Genomic DNA, 17,892 nt, shown 5'->3' on the forward strand with positions numbered 1-17,892 from the left:
ACGCATCATGCCCATCAGCACCCCCGCCCGTCTCCTGGCTTCGGTCGCCTCCCTCGCCATCGTGGCCGCCACCGGCCCGGCGCTTGCACAGAACAGCGTCGGCACGGCCGCCGCGGTCAATCCCCGCTCCACCGGCAATGCCGGGTCAGGCGTGCGGACGCTGGAACTCGGCTCCAGCATCATCCACCGCGAGCGCATCGAGACCAGCTCCGCCGGCAGCGTGCAGGTCCTGTTCGTGGACAAGACCACGCTGAACATCGGCCCCAATTCGAACCTCGTCATCGACGAGTTCGTCTACGACCCCAACGCCAAGGCCGGCTCCATGGCGCTCACCCTCACCAAGGGCGCGGCGCGCTTCGTCGGCGGCAATGCCAGCCACACCGGCGGGGCCGAGGTGAAGACGCCGGTGGCGACCATCGGCATCCGCGGCGGCGTCGCGGCCATCATCCACCGCGACGGCGAGACCCAGGCCATCCTCCAGTTCGGCACCCTCACCGTGGTGGGGCCGGGCGGGGAGACGATCGTCATCCGCCGGCCCGGCTTCATGGTCACGGTCGGGCGCGGTGGCATGATCGGTCCGGTGCGCGTGTCGCAGGCCCAGATCGATGCGGTCATCGCCCAGACCCGCAGCCAGACCGGCCAGACCGGCGGGCGCCGCGGCCCGGTCGCGGACACGACCGGTCTCGACCGCGGGTCCAGCCATCCGTGCGGCGTGCCGGTGCAGGGGCAGACCACCATGGACCTCGCGGCGGCGACCTGCCGGTCCGTGAACACCGAGCTTCAGGGCGAGGCGGACACCATCGCCCAGCAGGCCTCCCAGCAGAACCAGGGCAACGTCGTCATTCCCGTCACCCCGCCGCCCTATGGCTACGGTGGCGGCGGCGGCTTCCCCGGCGGCTATGGCGGCGGGGGCGGCTTCCCGAGCTTCCCCAACCTGCCGACCTTCCCCAATATCCCGGGCTTTCCGGGCTTCCCCGGTGGCGGCGGGGGAGGGGGCGGCGGTGGACCTATCGGCGGCGGTGGCGGCGGGCCGATCGGCTACTGAGCGAGCCTAGAGCAGCGCGCGGCAGCGCTCCGTCAGCGTGTCCAGCGGATCGCCGGCGGCGAGTTCCGCCCGGTGCATCCGGCCGGCCGCCGCGGCGATCATGGCCATGTCCCTGTCTGCCAGCGCGGCCAGAACCGGCCCCGGCGCAACCCGTGCATCGGGATGGAACAGCGGGAAATTGCGGCTGAGCCCTGCGGCGGCAAGCGCCTCGCCGTTCAGCCAGTGTTCCACATGCACCGAGAAGGTGACTTGCGGCACGCCCGCCGCCAGCGCATCCGCCGCCACCCCGGCGCTGCCCTGATGGATCAGCAGGCGGGTTCGGGTCATGGCCTCCGCCATGGACACCGGCCGCCCATGCACGATGGCCCCGGCCGCCGAGAGCGGCGCGAGCCAGGAGCGGTCGACGCCCGGCACGAAGATTTCCAGCCGTGGGGCCAGCGCCATCAGCACCGCGGCTATGTCCGGTCGCGAGGCCACGTCGGTGTGGACATAGGCGAAGACGGTGCGGGCATCGGGTGACGCCTCGCGCATGGCCTCGGTCATCACCGGGCCTTCCGCCTGCCGGCTGCGCAGGTCCGCGTAGGGATCGAGCAGCTGGAAGCTGCGCACGAAGGCGTCATCGCCGGTGAAGAGGGCACCGATGCGGTCGATGGGGGCAAGGCCCGTATCCGCCAGCGCGGTGTTGACCGCCGCGACCACTTCGCCATCCGGATGCTGGGACGGCATGAAATCGTGGAACACCGGCATGGCTTCGAGGTCCGCCGGCGGCAGGCAATAGGCCGTGCTCACCTGCATCACCGGGCAGCGCCCGCGCGCGGCAAGCCCGGCGAGGGGGGCATAGTCGCAGACCACCAGGTCCGGCCGCTCCACATCCATCAGGTCGCGCCACGCGCGCAGCACCGGGCGCACGCTGTCGGGATCGCGCAGGCCCACGCGGGCGAGGCTGTCGGTCAGCGTCGCCGAGGCCGGGATATGGTCGCCAGCGCGCGGGGCAGGGGCGGGCCACGGCGGCGCCTGCATCAGGCGGATGCCAGCTTCGGCCAGCGGCCCGGCATTCTGCAGGTGGCGCACCGCGGCCGCCACCTCCGCGCCCGCTTCGGCGAGCCGCCGGCCGAGCCGCGCCAGCTGGATGGTGTGGCCGAACCCCGCGCCCTGTTCCCAGGTGAGCAGCACCCGCCGTGCCATGGCCCCTCCGCTTGTCGGCATCTGTCATTGATGGAGTGGCCCAGGCGGCGGGATCTGTCCAGCAGGGTGGGAAGAGCGCAGTTTGCTTATGGCCTAAGCAATCTGCCGATCTTGAGGGCAGAGGCTGCCTGCCTCATCGTGCGGCAGTGGCCGATCCGCGACGGTCGGGGCGCCCGTGGCCTGCCGCTACGGCGTGCGGGGCCGCTGGCATGGCGGTTGCAGTCCACGGCAGCGAAACCGAGGAGCTTTTTCATGGGCCTGATGCGTTCCGTGTTCGCCGCCGTTCTCGCCACCCTGGCAGCGGCGCCCGCGCTGGCTGAGACCGACGTGAAATTCGCGCTCGACTGGAAGTTCGAGGGGCCGTCCGCCCCCTATTTCGTGGCGCTGGACAAGGGCTACTACAAGGCCGAGGGCCTCAACGTGACCATCGACAGCGGCCCCGGCTCGGTGGCCGGCATCGCGCGCGTGGCGGCGGGCACCTATCCCATCGGCTTCTTCGACATCAACTCGCTGATGAAGTTCCGGGACCAGAACCCGGACAAGAAGGTCACCGCCGTCCAGATGGTCTATGACGAGCCGCCCTTCGCCATCGTCAGCCTGAAGAAGACCGGCATCACCAAGCCGAAGGATCTCGAGGGCAAGATCCTCGGCGCCCCCGCGCCGGACGGCGCCTTCGCCCAGTGGAAGGCCTTCGTGAAGGAGAACGGCATCGACGCCGAGAAGGTGAAGATCGAGAACATCGGCTTCCCCGTGCGCGAGCCCATGCTGGCCGACGGCAAGGTGGACGCCATCACTGGCTTCTCCTTCTCCTCCTTCTTCAACCTGCGCCAGAAGGGCGTGCCGGCGGACGACATCGCGGTGATGCTCATGTCCAAGCACGGCCTGGTGCTCTACGGCAACGCCATCATGGTGAACCCCGACTTCGCCAAGGCCCATCCCGAGGTGGTGAAGGGCTTCGTGAAGGCCACCATCAAGGGCATCATCGACACGGCGAAGGACCCCAAGAGCGCCATCAAGTCCGTGATGAAGCGCAACGAGACGGCCGACGAGGCCATCGAACTGGCCCGCCTCGAAATGGCGCTGAAGGACAACATCGTCACCGACTGGGTGAAGGCCAATGGCACCGGCGACGTGGACCCCGCGCGGCTGGCGAAGTCCATCGATCAGGTGGGCATCACCTACGAGTTCAAGGCCAAGCCCACGGCGGCGGACATCTTCACCAGCGAGTATCTGCCGCCGGCGAGTGAGCGGAAGATGTGACGCGATTTCGTACCCCGGACGCATGCAGCGATAGCGGAATGCGAGCCGGGGTCCAGCGCAAGGGATCGCCGAAGGCGACCTGACCTGAGGCCGCCGGGGTGATCGCCGGCTTCGCCGACTTTTCCCCTGGACCCCGGATCGGCGCTCCACTTGCGGTGTCGCTTGTCCGGGGAGTGGCCGCGCCGAACCGAAAGGCCTCCCCGTGATCGTCCTCGACAATGTGACCCTGACCTATCCCGGCCGCACCGGCCCGGTGACGGCGCTGGCCGGCACCACGCTGAATGTGCGCAAGGGCGAGTTCGCGGCGGTGGTGGGGCCTTCGGGCTGCGGCAAGTCCACGCTGATGAAGCTCGTGACCGGCCTCATCCGCCCCACCTCCGGCACCGTCTCCATAGATGGAGTAGAGGTGAAGGGGCCCGTGAAGGTGGCGGGCATGGCCTTTCAGCACGCCAACCTCCTGCCGTGGCGCACCGTGCTTCAGAACGTGATGCTGCCGCTGGAGATCGTCGAGCCCTATCGCCGCCGCTTCTCCCGCGACAAGGCCGCGTTTCAGGACAAGGCCATGGCGCTGCTCAATGTGGTGGGCCTCGGCGCCTTCGCCGACCGCTTTCCCTGGGAGATGTCCGGCGGCATGCAGCAGCGCGCCTCGCTCTGCCGCTCCCTCATCCACCAGCCGGCGCTGCTGATGCTGGACGAGCCCTTCGCCGCGCTGGACGCCTTCACCCGCGAGGAATTGTGGTGCGTGCTGCGCGACCTCTGGCAGGAGTTCGGTTTCACCGTCATCCTCGTTACCCATGATCTGCGCGAGGCGGCCTTCCTAGCCGATACCATCCACGTGATGAGCGCGCGCCCCGGCCGCATCGTGGAGACGCGGCAGGTGCCGTTCCCCCGGCCGCGCGACCTCGATGTCTGCTACCGGGCCGAGTTCACCGGTCTGGTCCACGAGCTGCGCAACAAGATCGCCGAAGTGCGGCAGGCGGCGTGAGATGATGAAAAAGCTCTCCGTTGAGAACCTCGCCCCTGTCTATTTCACCGTCGCATTGTTCGTGATCTGGGAGGCCGCCTGCCGGCTTTTCAAGATCGATACTTTCATCCTGCCGGCGCCCACCGAGATTTTCGCCGCCATGGTGAAATACTGGTGGCCGCTGTTGAAGAACTCCTTCGTCACGCTCTGGACCACCATGGCGGGCTTCGCCATCGCGGTGGTGTTCGGCATCGCGCTCGGCGTGGTGGTGGGCTGGTCGCGCACGATTTATCGCGGGCTCTATCCGGTGATGATCGGGTTCAATTCCGTGCCCAAGGTGGCGGTGGTGCCCATCCTCATCATGTGGTTCGGCATCGGCGAGGTGCCGGCCATCCTCACCGCCTTCCTCATCTCCTTCTTCCCCATCGTGGTGAACGTGGCCACCGGCCTTGCCACCACCGAGCCGGAACTGGAGGACGTGCTGCGGGCGCTCGGCGCCTCCAAGCTCGACATCATGCGCAAGGTTGGCATTCCCCGCACCGGGCCCTATCTCTTCGGGGCGCTCAAGGTGGGCATCACGCTCGCCTTCGTGGGCGCGGTGGTGTCCGAGACCATCGGCGCCAATGCGGGGGTGGGCCATCTCATGGTGCAGGCGGGCTCCAACTTCCAGATGCCGCTGGTGTTCGCCGGGCTCATCTCCCTCGCCATCCAGGGCATCCTCATGTACGCGATCTTCGCCGTGTTCGAGCGGCGCATGGTGGCCTGGGCCTTCCGCTCGTCCCAGAGCGCGGGAGGCTGAAAGCGTGGCCATCGCCTTCGTCCTGAACGGCGAGCGGGTCGAGGTGGCGGATGCCGCCCCCTCCATGACGGTGCTGGACTTCCTGCGCACCCGCCGCCGCCTCACCGGCACCAAGGAAGGCTGCGCGGAAGGCGATTGCGGCGCCTGCACCATCGCCCTCGGTCGGCAGGACAACGGGGCGATGCGGTGGCAGGTCGCCAATTCCTGCATCCTGCTGCTCTCCCAGATCGACGGCAGCGAGGTGAAGACGGTGGAGGGGCTCGCCGGCCCGTCCGGCCTCCATCCCGTGCAGAGTGTGCTGGCCGAGAGCGACGGCACCCAGTGCGGCTTCTGCACGCCGGGCATCGTCATGTCGCTTTATGCGCTGAGCGAGAGCCGCACGGCTGATGCGCCGGTGAGCGATGCCGACATCCATGAGGCGCTGGCCGGCAATCTCTGCCGCTGCACCGGCTATCGCCCCATCGTCGATTCCGCCCGCGCGCTCTGCGCCGCGCCGCCGTTGGCGGGGCCTGTGTCGGTCCCGTCGGTCCCCAACACCCGCATCGCGGCACAGGGCGAACTGCATCTCGTGCCGCAGACCCTTTCGGAATTGGTGTCGCTGCGTACCGCCTATCCCGCCGCGACGCTGATCGCCGGCGCCACCGATCTCGGCCTCATCCCCGCAAAGAAGCGGCAGGGCTTCCCCCTCGTCCTCTCCACCCGCCGCGTCGCCGAACTGAAGCGGATCGGGTGGGAGGGCGAAGTGCTGGTGCTCGGCGCCGCCGTCACCTATGCGGATGCGCTGGAGACGGTGGAGGCGGCGTTTCCCGCCTTCGGCGCCCTCATCCGCCGCATCGGCTCGCGGCAGATCCGCACCATGGGGACTTTCGGCGGCAACCTCGGCACCGCCTCGCCGGTGGGCGACACGCTGCCGGTGCTGCTGGCGCTGGATGCTGAGGTGGAGTTGGCCGGACCCTCCGGGATGCGGCGCATGACCGTCGCGGATTTCCTCACCGGCTATCGGAAGACCGCGCTCGCGCCGGACGAGGTGATCGCCGCGCTTCGTCTGCCGCGCCTCGCGGAGGGCGAGCAGCTCTTTGCCTGGAAGCTCTCCCGCCGGTTCGATCAGGACATCTCCACCTTGCTCGGCGCCTTTCGCCTGCGGGTGGACGGTGGACGGATGATGTCTTTCGCGGCGGCCTTCGGCGGCATGGCTGACCGAGCGAAGCGTGCTTCCGCTCTGGAAACGCTCCTCACCGGCGCGCCATGGGCCGATGCGCTGCCCGAAGGCATCGAGGCGGCCCTCGCCGCCGACTTCTCGCCCCTCTCCGACCACCGCGCCAGCGCCGCCTATCGCCTCACCGCCGCCGCCAATCTGGTGCGCCGCCTCCACCTCGCCACCACGCGCCCCGGCGTGCCGCTGGAGCTGGAGGCGCTATGACCCGCGCCGTCCATGTCCCCGCCCGCCACGAGAGCGCCAACGCCCATGTGAGCGGCCGCGCCATCTATCTCGACGACATGCCGGAGCCGCCCGGCCTGCTCCACGCCGCTCTGGTGCTGAGCCCCCATGCCCGCGCGCGTATTGTCTCCATCGACCTCTCCGCTGCCCGCGCTCTGCCCGGCGTGGTGGCGGTGGCGGCGGGCGACATTCCCGGCGTCAACGACATTGCCCCCATCTGCACCAACGAGCCGCTGCTGGCGGCGGGCGAGGCGGACTATGTGGGCCACCCCGTCGCCGCCGTGGCCGCGACGACCCTCGATGCCGCCCGCGCTGCCGCGGCGTTGGTGCGGGTGGAATATGAGGCGCTGCCCGCGCTGCTCGATCTCGATGCGGCCTATGCGGCCGGCGCCCGGGTCGCGCCGGACCAGCAGGTCGGGCGGGGCGACGTGGCGTCCGCGCTGGCCGGTGCGCCCTTGCGCCTCTCCGGCGAGGTGCGATGCGGCGGGCAGGACCATTTCTATCTGGAAGGGCAGATCGCCATCGCTATCCCCGGCGAGGACCGGGACATGCTGGTCTATTCCTCCACGCAACATCCGACCGAGGCGCAGCACGGCGTCGCCCATGTGCTGGGCCTGCCATTCGCGGCGGTGACGGTGGAGGTGCGGCGCATGGGCGGCGCGTTCGGCGGCAAGGAGAGCCAGGCCACCATCATCGCCGCCATCGCGGCCCTGCTCGCCCATCACGCCGGCAAGCCGGTGAAGCTGCGCCTGCCGCGCGAGGTGGACATGGAAGCCACCGGCAAGCGCCATCCCTTCCGCGTCCGCTGGGAGGCGGGTTTCGATGCGGAAGCCCGCATCTCCGGGCTCGATATGGAATTCGCCGCCGATTGCGGCAATGTGGCGGACCTCTCGCCCGCCGTGGTCTCCCGCGCGCTCTGCCATGCGGACAATTGCTATTTCATCCCGGCGACGCGCTTCCGCGGCGTGCTGGTGAGGACCAACACCGTCTCCAACACCGCCTTCCGCGGCTTCGGCGCGCCACAGGGGATGCTCGCCATCGAGGCGGTGATGGACGAGATCGCCCGCCACCTCGGCAAACCCATCGAGGCCGTGCGGGCCGCCAACCATTATGGCGCGGCCCCGCGCAACATCACGCCCTATGGGCAGGAGGTGGAGGACAGCCTGATCGAGGAGGCCATGGCCCACCTCGACGCCAAGGCGAACCTTGGCCCATGGCGCGCCGAAATCGACGCCTTCAACGCGCGGAGCCCGGTGATCCGCAAGGGCCTCGCCACCATGCCCATCAAGTTCGGCGTCTCCTTCAACCTGACGACGCTGAATCAGGCGGGCGCGCTGGTGCATGTCTATACGGATGGCTCGGTCCATCTGAACCATGGCGGCACCGAGATGGGGCAGGGGCTGTTCGTGAAGGTGGCGCAGGTGGTGGCGGACGCCTTCGGCATTCCGCTCGACCACGTGCGCGTCTCCGCCACCAGCACCGCGAAGGTGCCCAACACCTCCCCCACGGCAGCCTCCTCGGGCTCCGACCTCAACGGCATGGCGGCGCTGATCGCGGCGAAGGAGATCCGGGGCCGCATGGCCGGGGTGGTCGCGGCGCATTTCGATGTGCCAGCGGAAAAGGTGGTGTTCGCCGAGGGCCGCGTGAGCGTTGGCAACCGCAGCCTCTCGTTCGGCGAGGCGGCGCACATGGCGTGGCAGCAGCGCGTGCCGCTCTCCGCCACCGGCTTCTACAAGACGCCGAAGATCCACTTCGACATGGCGAAGTCGGAAGGGCGGCCCTTCTATTATTACACCTACGGCGCCGCCGCCGCCGAGGTGGCGGTGGATACGCTCTCCGGCGCGGTGCGGGTGCTGAGGGCCGAAATCGTGGGCGATTGCGGACGCTCGCTGAACCCGGCCATCGACATCGGCCAGATCGAGGGCGCCTTCGTGCAGGGCATGGGCTGGCTCACCTGCGAGGAGCTGAAGTGGGACGCCAACGGCCGCCTCGCCACGCGCGGTCCCTCCACCTACAAGATTCCCGGCTCGCGCGACGTGCCGCCGGTGCTCAACGTCCACCTGCTCGACAAGCCGAACACGGAGGAGACGGTGCTGCGCTCCAAGGCGGTGGGCGAGCCGCCGCTGATGCTCGCCATCTCGGTGTGGCTGGCCATCCGCGACGCCATCGCCGGCCTGCCGGGCGCGGGTCCCGTGAAGCTCGACGCTCCCGCGACACCAGAGCGTGTGCTGGCCGCGGTGGCCGCACGGCGCGAGGACAGGGCGCGGGGGTGAACGCCCAGACGCCGGGGCGTGCGGCATCCTGTAATTCCATACCATTGTCGCGTCGGACTGTCCCTGCGGGACGGTGCTTTGGGCGCCGCCTTCCCCAGTGTCAGGGGGTGTCCCGCCGCGATTTGCGTTGCCTCGCGGGGCCGGTGTCGGTATGTCCCGGCGAGGCACCGCTGCGGGGCGCGGGTGCGATTGAGAGGACGTAAAAGATGGCGCTTACCGGTCTCATCCCCTCCTTCCGTCTCTCGCTCCTGTCTGCTGTCCTTGCTGCCTCGGCCTTCGCCCTTCCCGCCGCTGCCCAGACGGCTGCCGCACCGGCTCCGGCCGCTGCGCCTGCTGCTGCTCCTGCCGATCCCACCGAGACCCATTCGGTGCACGACGACTGGACCGTGCGCTGCAAGGGCAAGGACGACAAGCGCGGCTGCGAGGCGGTGCAGACCCTGCAGACCCCCGACCTCGCCCATATCCTCGCCCATGTCGCGGTGCGGGCCGAGAAGAGTGGGCCGGTGCGCCTCATCGTCCTCACCCCGCCCGGCGTGTGGCTGCCCTCAAACGTCTCCCTGAAGGTTCCCGGCGTCGCGGATGTGGTGCTGACCTTCAAGCGCTGCGGCCAGCATTGCGTCGCCTCCACCGAGCTGACGCAGGATCAGCTCACGGCGCTCAAGGCCAGCTCCGGCAAGGGTGAGATCGTGTTCGAGGACGGTTCGCGCCGCCCGGTCATCCTGCCGCTGTCCTTCAAGGGCCTCGGCGCCGCCATGCAGGCCAGCCTCAAGGGCTGATTTCTCTGCCGCAGGCAAACAGGATTTAAGGCCGGTGCCACAGCGCCGGCCTTTTTCGTTTCCACTTACGTTCAGTCTGGGGCGGGCGCTGTCAGTTCGCCGGAGGCTGCTGCGGGGCCGCCGCCGCGCCGCCATCCATCGCCCGCTCGGCGGCGGGGGCGGCGGAACGGGCCTTCACCGCCTCCAGCAGGGGCAGCGCCGCGCCGGAGCGCTCAATGAGGCTCAGCGGGTCGGCCATGATGCTCGGTTCGTCCCAGGGGCCGCGGACGCTGAATGGCAGGTCGATGGCGCCGGTCTTCGCGCCCTTGGTCGCCGGCAGCGCGGCGTGGCCGGCGAGATCCAGCGCGCGCTGGGCGATGGAGAGCGAACCGGTCATGTCGATCTGCGCGCGCGGCCCGCGCATGACCAGCTCCTCCACCGTGCCCACACCGTCGCTGATGGCGATGCGGCCGTTGAGTTCGGTGAAGGCGGTGCGTCCGCCCCGCCAGTCGCTGGCCGCGGAGAGGGGCCGCCGCTCGATACGCTGCAGCAGCTGCGCCACGTCGAAGCCGTTGAGGTAGCCGTTGGCCGCGCTGAGAGCCGCGCTGCCCTGAAGGTTCGCGGCGATGTCCTGGATGCTGCGCCCGGCCCCCGTCACGTCGAGTTGGAGTGTCCCGGTGCCGTCGATGCGGCGAAAGCCGCCGATGTCGTCGAGGGCGCGGGCGAGTTCCACGTCGTTCGCTTCCGCCTCAAGCCGCAGCTCCGCGCCCGCCGAGCGGCGGGCCTGGGGGGCGGCCGCGTCGGGCGGAGCGGGGGCGAGGGTCAGGGACGCGCGCAGCACACCGCCCCAGCCATGGGCTTCGCCGATGGCGAGCACGAGCCGGCCGGCGGTCAGAACGGCACTGGCGGCGACGGTGGAGAGCGCGGTGTCGCCCACGTCCACCCGCGCCGCTGAAAGCCTGAGGTCGAGGTCGCAGGCGCCGAGGGCGGAGAGATCGACCGCGCCCCGGTCCCAGCCCTGCCGCTCGCCGCCCGTCAGACGCATGGCGCCGTAGGGAGCGAACGTGATGTGATCGGCGGCGAACGTGCCCTGGATGAGCGGGCGCGGGCCGGAGACCTTCACCAGAAGGCCGCCATCGCCGCGGTTGCCGTCGAGATCGACACTCGCCTCGGTCAGGGCCACCTCGCCCTTCTCAAGCTTCAGGCGGGAGGCGAGGGAGAAGGACCCGAAGCCGCTGCGCGTGGGCGCTTCCATGCCGGCCCAGTCGAACAGGTCACGCAGCGAATCGGCGTCCGCCGTCACCGCGCCGTCCATGGTGGGCGCCTTGCCGAGGGCGGCGCGGCCGTGGAAGCGGGCCTTGGCGCCGTCCGTCGCCACGGTCACGCGCATGGGCGCCGGTGTGCCGGCCATGAAGGCGGTGATGTCGTCGATAAAGAGTGTCGCGTTCACCGGCTGCTCGCGCCAGTCGAACTGGACGGCGACGGCGATGCCGGCGCGGTCGAGCACCCGGTCGAGGCTCGCCGTGATGCCGCTCACCAGTTCGCGGGTCAGGCCGCTGCTGGAGCGCCAGGCGATGGTGCCGTCGATGATGCGCAGCTCCGGCCGGTCGGTGGCGGCGAGCACCGGCGCGATCCCGAGGGCGGGCGCCATGCCTTCGCCGGTGAGGACGAGGGTCGGATGCTCGACGATCACGTCGTTCACGGCTACCCGTCCGGCGACGAGCTGAAGAAGGTCGAGCCGTGTGACCACGTTCTCGGCATCGAGCGACTGGCCGGCGGGGAGCGGGAAGCTGACCTTGCCGAGCACCACGCGCGGCGAGGGGAAAAGGCGAATCGACGGCTCGCCGAGAATCTCCACCTTCTGGCCCGTCGAACCGGCAAGCGCCTGCGCCGCCACCCGCCGCAGCTCGGCGGCCGGGACCAGGAAAGGCAGCACCGCCATGGCGACGAGCAGCAGCGCGGCCCCCGCGCCCAGCACGGATGCAGCGATGAGCCCGGCCCGGCGGGTGTTCTGGCCGACACGCAGCATGAAGATACAGAGGTCTCCGAGGGAGCAGGCGGGGCGATGCGCGCGACGCCTGAGGCCACGTTGGATCGTGGCCGCACTTTAGCGGGCTCTGTGTCGCTTTGATGGCTGGGGGCTTCGGGGTGGGCCGGCGCGCCGGTCAGTCGCGGGCCGAGGCGCTGCCGCGCGTGCCGTCCGCCGAAGCGGCAAGGGCGGACGAGGACATGCGGGCCAGCAGCATCACCGGCCCCAGCCCGACGAGGAGAATCACCAGCGCCGCCAGCGCTCCATCCTCATAGGTGCCGCGCGCCGCCTCCCCATAGACGTGGGTGGCCAGTGTCTCGAAACCGAGCGGACGCAGCAGCAGGGTGGCCGGCAGCTCTTTCATGGCATCCACGAACACCAGCAGGGCGGCGGTGGCGAGGGCCGGCCGCAGCAGCGGCAGCAGCACCCGGCGCACGGTGCGCGGCTGCGACGAGCCGAGGCTGCGGGCGGCCATGTCGAGATGCGGGGAAAGCTTGGCGAATCCCGCCTCGATGCCACCGACCGGAATGGCGAGGAAGCGGATGGCGAGTGCCGCCACCAGCGCGGCCCCCGATCCTGACAGCAGGAGGCCGGTGGAGATGCCGAAGGCCTGCTTCATCGCGGCGTCCAGCATGTTGTCGAAGCCGGCGAGGGGGCTGAGCAGGCCGACGGCGAGCACGGTGCCGGGCACCGCATAGCCGAGGCTCGCCACCCGCGCGAAGCCGGAGGCGAGCGGCGCGCGCGTCAGCCGCTGCCCCAGCGCCACCACGAGGCCGAGGCCGAGGGCGAGGGTCACCGTACCGGCGGCGAGGGCGGCGGTGGTGGCGGCTTCTCCGAGGATTCGGGTGGGAAAGCCGGTCTCCGCCATCCGCCGCGCCGCCGAGATGGAGAGGTGCAGCAACGGCACCAGGAAGCCGAGCATGACCGGCAGGGCGCAGAAGGCGGTGGCGGCGAGGCCCTGAAGCCCGGTCAGCCGCAGCGGCGCCTGCGGCCGGGCCGAGCCGGTGGCGACGAACCGCCGGGCGCGCCGCGCCCAGCGCTCCAGCAGGATCAGCCCCAGCACGAGGGCGAGCATGACGAGGGCGATCTGCGCCGCGCCCGGCAGGTTCGAGCGGTTCACCCAGGTGGAATAGATGGAGACCGTAAGGGTGCGCACGCCGAGGAATTCGGAGGCGCCGATATCGCCCAGCACCTCCAGCAGCACCAAGGTCAGGCCCGCCACGATGGCCGGGCGGGCCAGCGGCAGGCCGATGCGCAGGAAGGCGCGCCAGCGGCTGGCGCCCAGCGTGCGCGCCACTTCCAGCGCGGCCGCCGACTGCAGCACGAAGCTCGCCCGCGCCGAGAGGTAGACGTAAGGGTAGAGCACCGCCGACAGCACGAGGATGCAGCCGCCGGTGGAGCGCACATCCGGCAGGCGCAGGCCGCGCGGGCTGGCGATGCCGAGCATCGCGCGCAGCGCCTCCTGCACCGGCCCGAGGGGGTGCAGGACGTCGAGATAGGAGAAGGCGACGATGTAGCCCGGCACGGCCAGCGGCAGCAGCAGCGCCCATTCCAGCACCGAGCGGCCGGGGAAGGTGCAGGTGGCCACCAGCCAGGCGCACGGCACGGCCACCACCAGCGTCACCACGCCGACACCGAGCACCAGCAGGCCGGTCTCGGCCAGCGCATCGGGCAGCACGGTGGCGATGAGGTGGGGCCACATGTCGCCCGACCCGCGCGCGGCGATGCCGGCGAGGGCGAGGAGGGGCAGCAGAACGAAAAGAGCCACCAATCCCGACGCCAGAAGGAGCGGGGAGAGATGGCGGGGAAGGCGGAGCCGCGTCGCGCGCGGCTCGCCGGTCAATGCGGTCTCAGCCATCGGCCGTCAGTTGTCGAAGCCGACCTTGTCGATGAGTTCGCTGGCGCGCTTGCGGTTCTTGGCGATGTCCACCAGCGGGATGGGATCGACCTTGAGCGGCCCCAGCGCGCCGATGATGGGATCGACCTCGGCCGCGGCGATCACCGGATATTCCAGGTTCTGCTTGGCATAGATGGCCTGCATTTCCGGGGAGATGGCGAATTCCAGCAGCTTCACGGCGGCGTCCTTGTGGGGCGCGTTCTTGGCCACGGCGGCGCCGGAGACGTTCACATGGGTGCCGCCGCCCTGGAAGGTGGGGAGCAGCACGTTGATGCCGTCGCCCCACTTCTTCTGGTCGGCGCCGCCCTTGCCCGAGCGCATCAGGCCCACATAGTAGGAATTGCCCACCGCCAGATCGCAGATGCCGCCGAGGATGTCGCGGGCGCCCTCGCGGTCGCCGCCGGCGGGCTTGCGGGCGAGGTTGGCCTTCAGGCCGCGCAGCCAGGCCTCGGCCTTCTCCTCACCGTGATGGACGATGTAGGCCGCCACCAGCCCCACATTGTAGGGGTGCTGGCCGGAGCGGATGCAGATCTTGCCCTTCCACTTGGGGTCGGCAAGATCCTCATAGGTGATGGCGGAGAGCTTCACCTCATCCTTCGCCGCATAGACGAGGCGGGCGCGCAGGGAGAGGGCATACCAGTTGCCGGCCGGATCGCGCAGGTTCGCGGGAATGGCGGAGAGGGCAGGGGAGGTCACCGGCTGGGTGACGCCGGCATCCACCACGTCGAGCAGGTTGCCCACGTCCACGGTCATCAGCACGTCTGCGGGGGAGCTGGCGCCCTCCGCCTTCACCCGCTCGGCGAGGCCGTCCTTGATGAAGACGCTCTTCACCTCGATGCCCGTGGCCTTGGTGAAGGCCTCGAACAGGGGAGCGGCCAGCCCGGGCTCGCGGGTGGTGTAGACGTTGACGACCTGCTGCGCGCTGGCGCCCTGCGCCGCGACAAGCAGTGCGCCAGCGGCGAGAAGGCTGCGCAAGAGATGAAAGCGACCCATTGAAATCCCCACACGCGGGCTCGGAGCGAGCACGACAAGACGATGGAGAATTGGCTAGCCCGGCGCGTTACGAAGGGTCAATGAAGAAGGCCGTGAGCCCGGAAACATTGGAAATCATCTAATTCCGAAACGCTTTGCGCGCAGTGGGGCCAGTTTATACTTTCTCCAGACTATCGGGCCTCACAAAGCAAAAAGCCCGGCGTGAGAGCCGGGCTTTGCGTTGATATCGGACGAGCGGAGGAGGATCAGTCCTCGTCGAGCTCGCCGATGTGGTGCTGGGCGTAGAGCTGGAGGCCGAGCTTGGACACGAGGTCGAGCTGGGTTTCAAGGAAGTCGATGTGGCCTTCTTCGTCCGCCATCAGCTCCTCGAAGAGGTCGCGGCTCGGATAGTCCTTCACCGTCTGGCAGTAGGCGGCCGCTTCCTGGTAGAGGGCGCGGGCATCGAGCTCGGCGGCGAGATCGCAGTCGAGGATTTCCTTCACGTCCTGGCCGATTCGCAGGGGATCGAGCACCTGCATGTTCGGGAAGCCGTCGAGGAACAGGATGCGGTCGGTGAACTTGTCCGCGTGCACCATCTCCTCGATGGACTCGGCGCGCCACTTCTTGGCCAGCGCCTTGTAGCCCCAATTGTCGAGCATCCGGTAATGGAGCCAGTACTGATTGATGGCGGTCAGCTCAGAGCGCAGGCCCCGATTGAGGTATTCAATAACCTTCGGATCGCCCTTCATTCTCAGCTCCTGATGCCGTAAGGACAGTTAGTTTGGATTAAGCGTTAGACTAATTCTAATGTGGTGGCAAGGTACCCGACCACACCGCCGGTTGTTCGCCGGGCGTTCGGGCACCCTTCTAGGAAGCTTATTCGGCGGCGACCATTCCGGTAAGTCCCGCAACGGGACATTCGTCCGCGCAGGCACCGCAATCGTGCGCCTGCACCTGATCCATCAGCGTGCGGATGGTCCGGGCGCAGCGTCCGCACTGGGGCGAGCAGCCGAGGCAGCGATAAACTTCGCTGGGGGAGCGCAATGGGGTTCCCGCAAGCGCATCAAGCACCTGCCGGTCTGAAAAGACGTTGCATGAACAAACGATCATGGCACGGCCCGAAGCTAACTTGGAAGGCTTCTAAAAACTTGTTTCTATTACATTTTTCGCAGAGGACGGCCGGACCCGTCAACTCCGTACATATGCGACATGGTGGGTCGAGGGCCGTTCAGACAGGCTTTTGCCAGCACAATGGAGTAGTTCCATTGTGCGGATACCACCCGATTGGTGGTTGAACACCTTCGCAGGCTCAGGCGGGCAAGGTGAGCCGCGCGATCATGCCGCGACGCCGGCCTAGGTCTTCACCGGCCTGAGACATCCCGACCGGATCGATCTCGAGTGACCCGCCCAGTGCCCGTGCAGCTTCCGCCATACGGGTCAGACGCAGCGGGCGACCGTCCGCGGCGAAGCGGTCGTCCGGCGAAAGGCCGGACAGCGGATCGAGGGCCGCCGCAGCCGCCGTTGCGTCAAGGCCCGCGCCGGCATCGCTCAGCTGCACCTTGGCGCGCGGTCCTCCATCACCTTCGTCCTCGGCGAAGACCGAGACGGCCACCGCGCCGCCGGCCGGCGTGGCCGCCACGGCCTCTTCCACCAGCATTGCCACGAGTTCCGCGAGCGGGGCTTCGGCGGCCAGGGCCGTGACCCCTCCGGCGTCGTCGAGGCGCAGCGCCAGCCGTCGCCGCCGGGCAGCGGGAAGAAGCGCGGCCACGGCGGCGCGCACCGCCGCCGACACGTCGCAGGTGACGGCTTCCGCCGTTTGAGCCGGCTGGGAGAGGGCGTTGAGGTCGTCGAGGGTGGCGTTGAGGGACTTCAGCGCGTCCCGCAGCGGATCGCTCAGGGCCTCGGCGGGCGCTTCGCGCAGGATCGCCATGGGGCCTTCGAGCCCGGCACGCAGTCGGCCGGCGAGGCGCGGCAAGAGGTTCACTGCCGGTTCCGGTTCGGGCACGGCGACGGGCACCGCCATCGGCGCCGGCTCGGGCTGCTGCGGCACCGGACCGATGACGACGCACAGGATCTGGTCCTCGGCGCCGGCGCGGGTCACGGCCGCCAGCCCCGGCAGCATCTCGCCTTCGCGATTGCGCAGAGCGAGCGCGACCTGCGCGGAGGCCCCGTCGTCCCGCACGCGGTCGAGGGTGGCCACGGCGTCGGCGCGGTCGGTCGGGGCGACGGCGATGGTGAAGGGCTCGCCGGCAAGGTCATGGGCGGGAAAGCCCAGCCGCTCGGCCGCCGCGAAGTTGGCGAGGCGGATGGTGCCGTCCATCTCCAGCAGGAAGACCGGCCAGGGCACCATGTCGAGCGCCGCGCGGCGGGCGCTCGCGCGGGCCTCGCGGTCGTCGTCGGTGGTGTCGAGGGCGCGGATGACGTGGATCAGCGCCGGCCGGCCGAGGAACGGCGCGGCGACGAGGCGCACTTCCACGGGCAGGCGGGCTCCGTCGGGCGTCAGCACATGGAGGGCGCCGGATTCGCGGGAGAGGACCCGCTCAAGCCCGCCGGCCTCCGCCAGGGCATCCAGTCCGCTCCAGCCGGTCAGGGCGAGAAAGGCCCGGTTGGCGTGCACCAGTTCGCCCTCCTGCTGCACCAGCAGGCTCACCGGGAGCTTGTCCAGCAATTCCGCCTCGTCGCCGGAGGCGGGCGGGGGCTCGGGCTCGGCGTATGCGGCGTCCATTTGGTCGGGCGGATGGGTGTCCGGCGGAATTCTCGGCCAGTCCTCGATGGCCGCGGCGAGGGTCCGGGCGATCTCGCGGAAGGCGGAGCTTTCCTGCGGCGACAGGCTGCCCTGCCGGAGCGGTACCACGTTGCGGCCGAAGGCGACCGGGGGCTGAGGGGCCGGTGCGCTCGCCTGCGGCGCTTTCGGTGGCTGGGGAAGCGGCGCTTCCGCCGCCGAAACGATGCCGAAGCCGCGCACGCCCTTGAGCCGGCGCTCCGCATCGAACAGCGGCGCGCCGCCGAGGCTGAGATCGAGCGGGGATTCGACGCCCACCGGCGGCACCGTCGCCGTGCGCTCGGTGAAGCTTTCACCTGAAGCCATGGCGTCGATGAGCGCATCGGCGTCGGTCAGGTGTCCGTCACGCTCCAGCTCCGCGAAGCTCGCGCCGATGAAGGTGCCCGAGCGGCTGCCGAGCGCCGCCGCGAACAGGGGGGACAGCGCGCGCAGGCGTCCATCCGCATCGCTCTCCCACGTCACGCGCAGCGGCTGGGCCAGAAGCGGGCGCAGC

The 17,892-nt window shown here is 69.7% G+C and carries 14 protein-coding genes; 7 read left to right on the forward strand and 7 right to left on the reverse strand.

Going from position 1 to position 17,892, the window contains the following annotated elements; genetic code table 11:
• Positions 1–7 precede the first annotated feature (7 nt).
• Positions 8–1,045, forward strand: a complete 1,038-nt coding sequence (locus tag ACE3QW_RS22825; protein WP_374254230.1) for a FecR domain-containing protein — start codon at positions 8–10, stop codon at positions 1,043–1,045.
• 6 nt (positions 1,046–1,051) lie between these two features.
• On the opposite strand, the gene ACE3QW_RS22830 is transcribed toward ACE3QW_RS22825, so the two are convergent.
• Complete coding sequence (locus ACE3QW_RS22830) at positions 1,052–2,230, reverse strand: hypothetical protein (protein WP_029558098.1); 1,179 nt, start codon at positions 2,228–2,230, stop codon at positions 1,052–1,054.
• A 252-nt stretch (positions 2,231–2,482) separates the two neighbouring features.
• Here ACE3QW_RS22830 and ACE3QW_RS22835 point away from each other — a divergent pair, with 252 nt between their 5' ends.
• The 6 genes from ACE3QW_RS22835 (at position 2,483) to ACE3QW_RS22860 (ending at position 9,740) form a co-directional block, all read left to right on the forward strand.
• Complete coding sequence (locus ACE3QW_RS22835) at positions 2,483–3,490, forward strand: ABC transporter substrate-binding protein (RefSeq protein WP_374254233.1); 1,008 nt, start codon at positions 2,483–2,485, stop codon at positions 3,488–3,490.
• A gap of 202 nt (positions 3,491–3,692) precedes the next feature.
• On the forward strand, positions 3,693–4,475 hold the full coding sequence (locus tag ACE3QW_RS22840) for an ABC transporter ATP-binding protein (RefSeq protein ID WP_374254235.1): 783 nt from the start codon (positions 3,693–3,695) through the stop codon (positions 4,473–4,475).
• Between the two features lies 1 nt (position 4,476).
• Positions 4,477–5,253 (forward strand): ABC transporter permease, encoded by a 777-nt coding sequence (locus tag ACE3QW_RS22845; protein ID WP_371745079.1) that lies wholly within the window; start codon positions 4,477–4,479, stop codon positions 5,251–5,253.
• Between the two features lie 4 nt (positions 5,254–5,257).
• Positions 5,258–6,673: a xanthine dehydrogenase small subunit gene (xdhA, locus tag ACE3QW_RS22850; RefSeq protein WP_374254237.1), complete on the forward strand. Its 1,416-nt coding sequence runs from the start codon at positions 5,258–5,260 to the stop codon at positions 6,671–6,673.
• Complete coding sequence (gene xdhB, locus ACE3QW_RS22855; RefSeq protein ID WP_374254239.1) at positions 6,670–8,964, forward strand: xanthine dehydrogenase molybdopterin binding subunit; 2,295 nt, start codon at positions 6,670–6,672, stop codon at positions 8,962–8,964. The genes xdhA and xdhB overlap by 4 nt, the downstream gene beginning before the upstream one ends.
• Before the next feature lie 206 nt (positions 8,965–9,170).
• A complete protein-coding gene (locus ACE3QW_RS22860) occupies positions 9,171–9,740 on the forward strand; it encodes an invasion associated locus B family protein (protein WP_250168431.1) in 570 nt (189 codons plus the stop codon).
• A gap of 91 nt (positions 9,741–9,831) precedes the next feature.
• Here ACE3QW_RS22860 and ACE3QW_RS22865 read toward each other — a convergent pair whose 3' ends face one another.
• From ACE3QW_RS22865 to ACE3QW_RS22890, 6 genes are all read right to left on the reverse strand, one after another.
• A complete protein-coding gene (locus ACE3QW_RS22865) occupies positions 9,832–11,748 on the reverse strand; it encodes an AsmA-like C-terminal region-containing protein (RefSeq protein ID WP_374254241.1) in 1,917 nt (638 codons plus the stop codon).
• Between the two features lie 136 nt (positions 11,749–11,884).
• Positions 11,885–13,516 carry an ABC transporter permease gene (locus tag ACE3QW_RS22870; RefSeq protein ID WP_374254243.1) on the reverse strand — a complete coding sequence of 544 codons (1,632 nt, stop codon included), beginning with the start codon at positions 13,514–13,516 and terminating at the stop codon, positions 11,885–11,887.
• A gap of 96 nt (positions 13,517–13,612) precedes the next feature.
• Complete coding sequence (locus ACE3QW_RS22875) at positions 13,613–14,638, reverse strand: extracellular solute-binding protein (RefSeq protein ID WP_374254244.1); 1,026 nt, start codon at positions 14,636–14,638, stop codon at positions 13,613–13,615.
• A 245-nt stretch (positions 14,639–14,883) separates the two neighbouring features.
• Positions 14,884–15,366 (reverse strand): bacterioferritin, encoded by a 483-nt coding sequence (gene bfr / locus ACE3QW_RS22880; RefSeq protein ID WP_024279492.1) that lies wholly within the window; start codon positions 15,364–15,366, stop codon positions 14,884–14,886.
• 127 nt (positions 15,367–15,493) lie between these two features.
• Positions 15,494–15,727, reverse strand: coding sequence for a bacterioferritin-associated ferredoxin (locus tag ACE3QW_RS22885; protein ID WP_081762651.1), 234 nt, complete (start codon positions 15,725–15,727; stop codon positions 15,494–15,496).
• A gap of 199 nt (positions 15,728–15,926) precedes the next feature.
• The coding region (locus ACE3QW_RS22890) for a PAS domain-containing protein (RefSeq protein WP_374254246.1) at positions 15,927–17,892 on the reverse strand (1,966 nt) is incomplete at its 5' end.

This window comes from Xanthobacter sp. (genome assembly GCF_041911315.1).
GTDB classification, from domain to species: domain Bacteria; phylum Pseudomonadota; class Alphaproteobacteria; order Rhizobiales; family Xanthobacteraceae; genus Xanthobacter; species Xanthobacter aminoxidans.

What these genes read in the sequence shown, in the direction of transcription:
- ACE3QW_RS22865 (WP_374254241.1), bottom strand. Translation starts at nt 11,748, where the DNA reads ATGCTGCGTGTCGGCCAGAACACCCGCCGGGCCGGGCTCATCGCTGCA.
- ACE3QW_RS22845 (WP_371745079.1), top strand. Translation starts at nt 4,477, where the DNA reads ATGATGAAAAAGCTCTCCGTTGAGAACCTCGCCCCTGTCTATTTCACC.
- ACE3QW_RS22885 (WP_081762651.1), bottom strand. Translation starts at nt 15,727, where the DNA reads ATGATCGTTTGTTCATGCAACGTCTTTTCAGACCGGCAGGTGCTTGAT.
- ACE3QW_RS22825 (WP_374254230.1), top strand. Translation starts at nt 8, where the DNA reads ATGCCCATCAGCACCCCCGCCCGTCTCCTGGCTTCGGTCGCCTCCCTC.
- bfr (WP_024279492.1), bottom strand. Translation starts at nt 15,366, where the DNA reads ATGAAGGGCGATCCGAAGGTTATTGAATACCTCAATCGGGGCCTGCGC.
- ACE3QW_RS22835 (WP_374254233.1), top strand. Translation starts at nt 2,483, where the DNA reads ATGGGCCTGATGCGTTCCGTGTTCGCCGCCGTTCTCGCCACCCTGGCA.
- xdhB (WP_374254239.1), top strand. Translation starts at nt 6,670, where the DNA reads ATGACCCGCGCCGTCCATGTCCCCGCCCGCCACGAGAGCGCCAACGCC.
- ACE3QW_RS22875 (WP_374254244.1), bottom strand. Translation starts at nt 14,638, where the DNA reads ATGGGTCGCTTTCATCTCTTGCGCAGCCTTCTCGCCGCTGGCGCACTG.
- ACE3QW_RS22830 (WP_029558098.1), bottom strand. Translation starts at nt 2,230, where the DNA reads ATGGCACGGCGGGTGCTGCTCACCTGGGAACAGGGCGCGGGGTTCGGC.
- ACE3QW_RS22860 (WP_250168431.1), top strand. Translation starts at nt 9,171, where the DNA reads ATGGCGCTTACCGGTCTCATCCCCTCCTTCCGTCTCTCGCTCCTGTCT.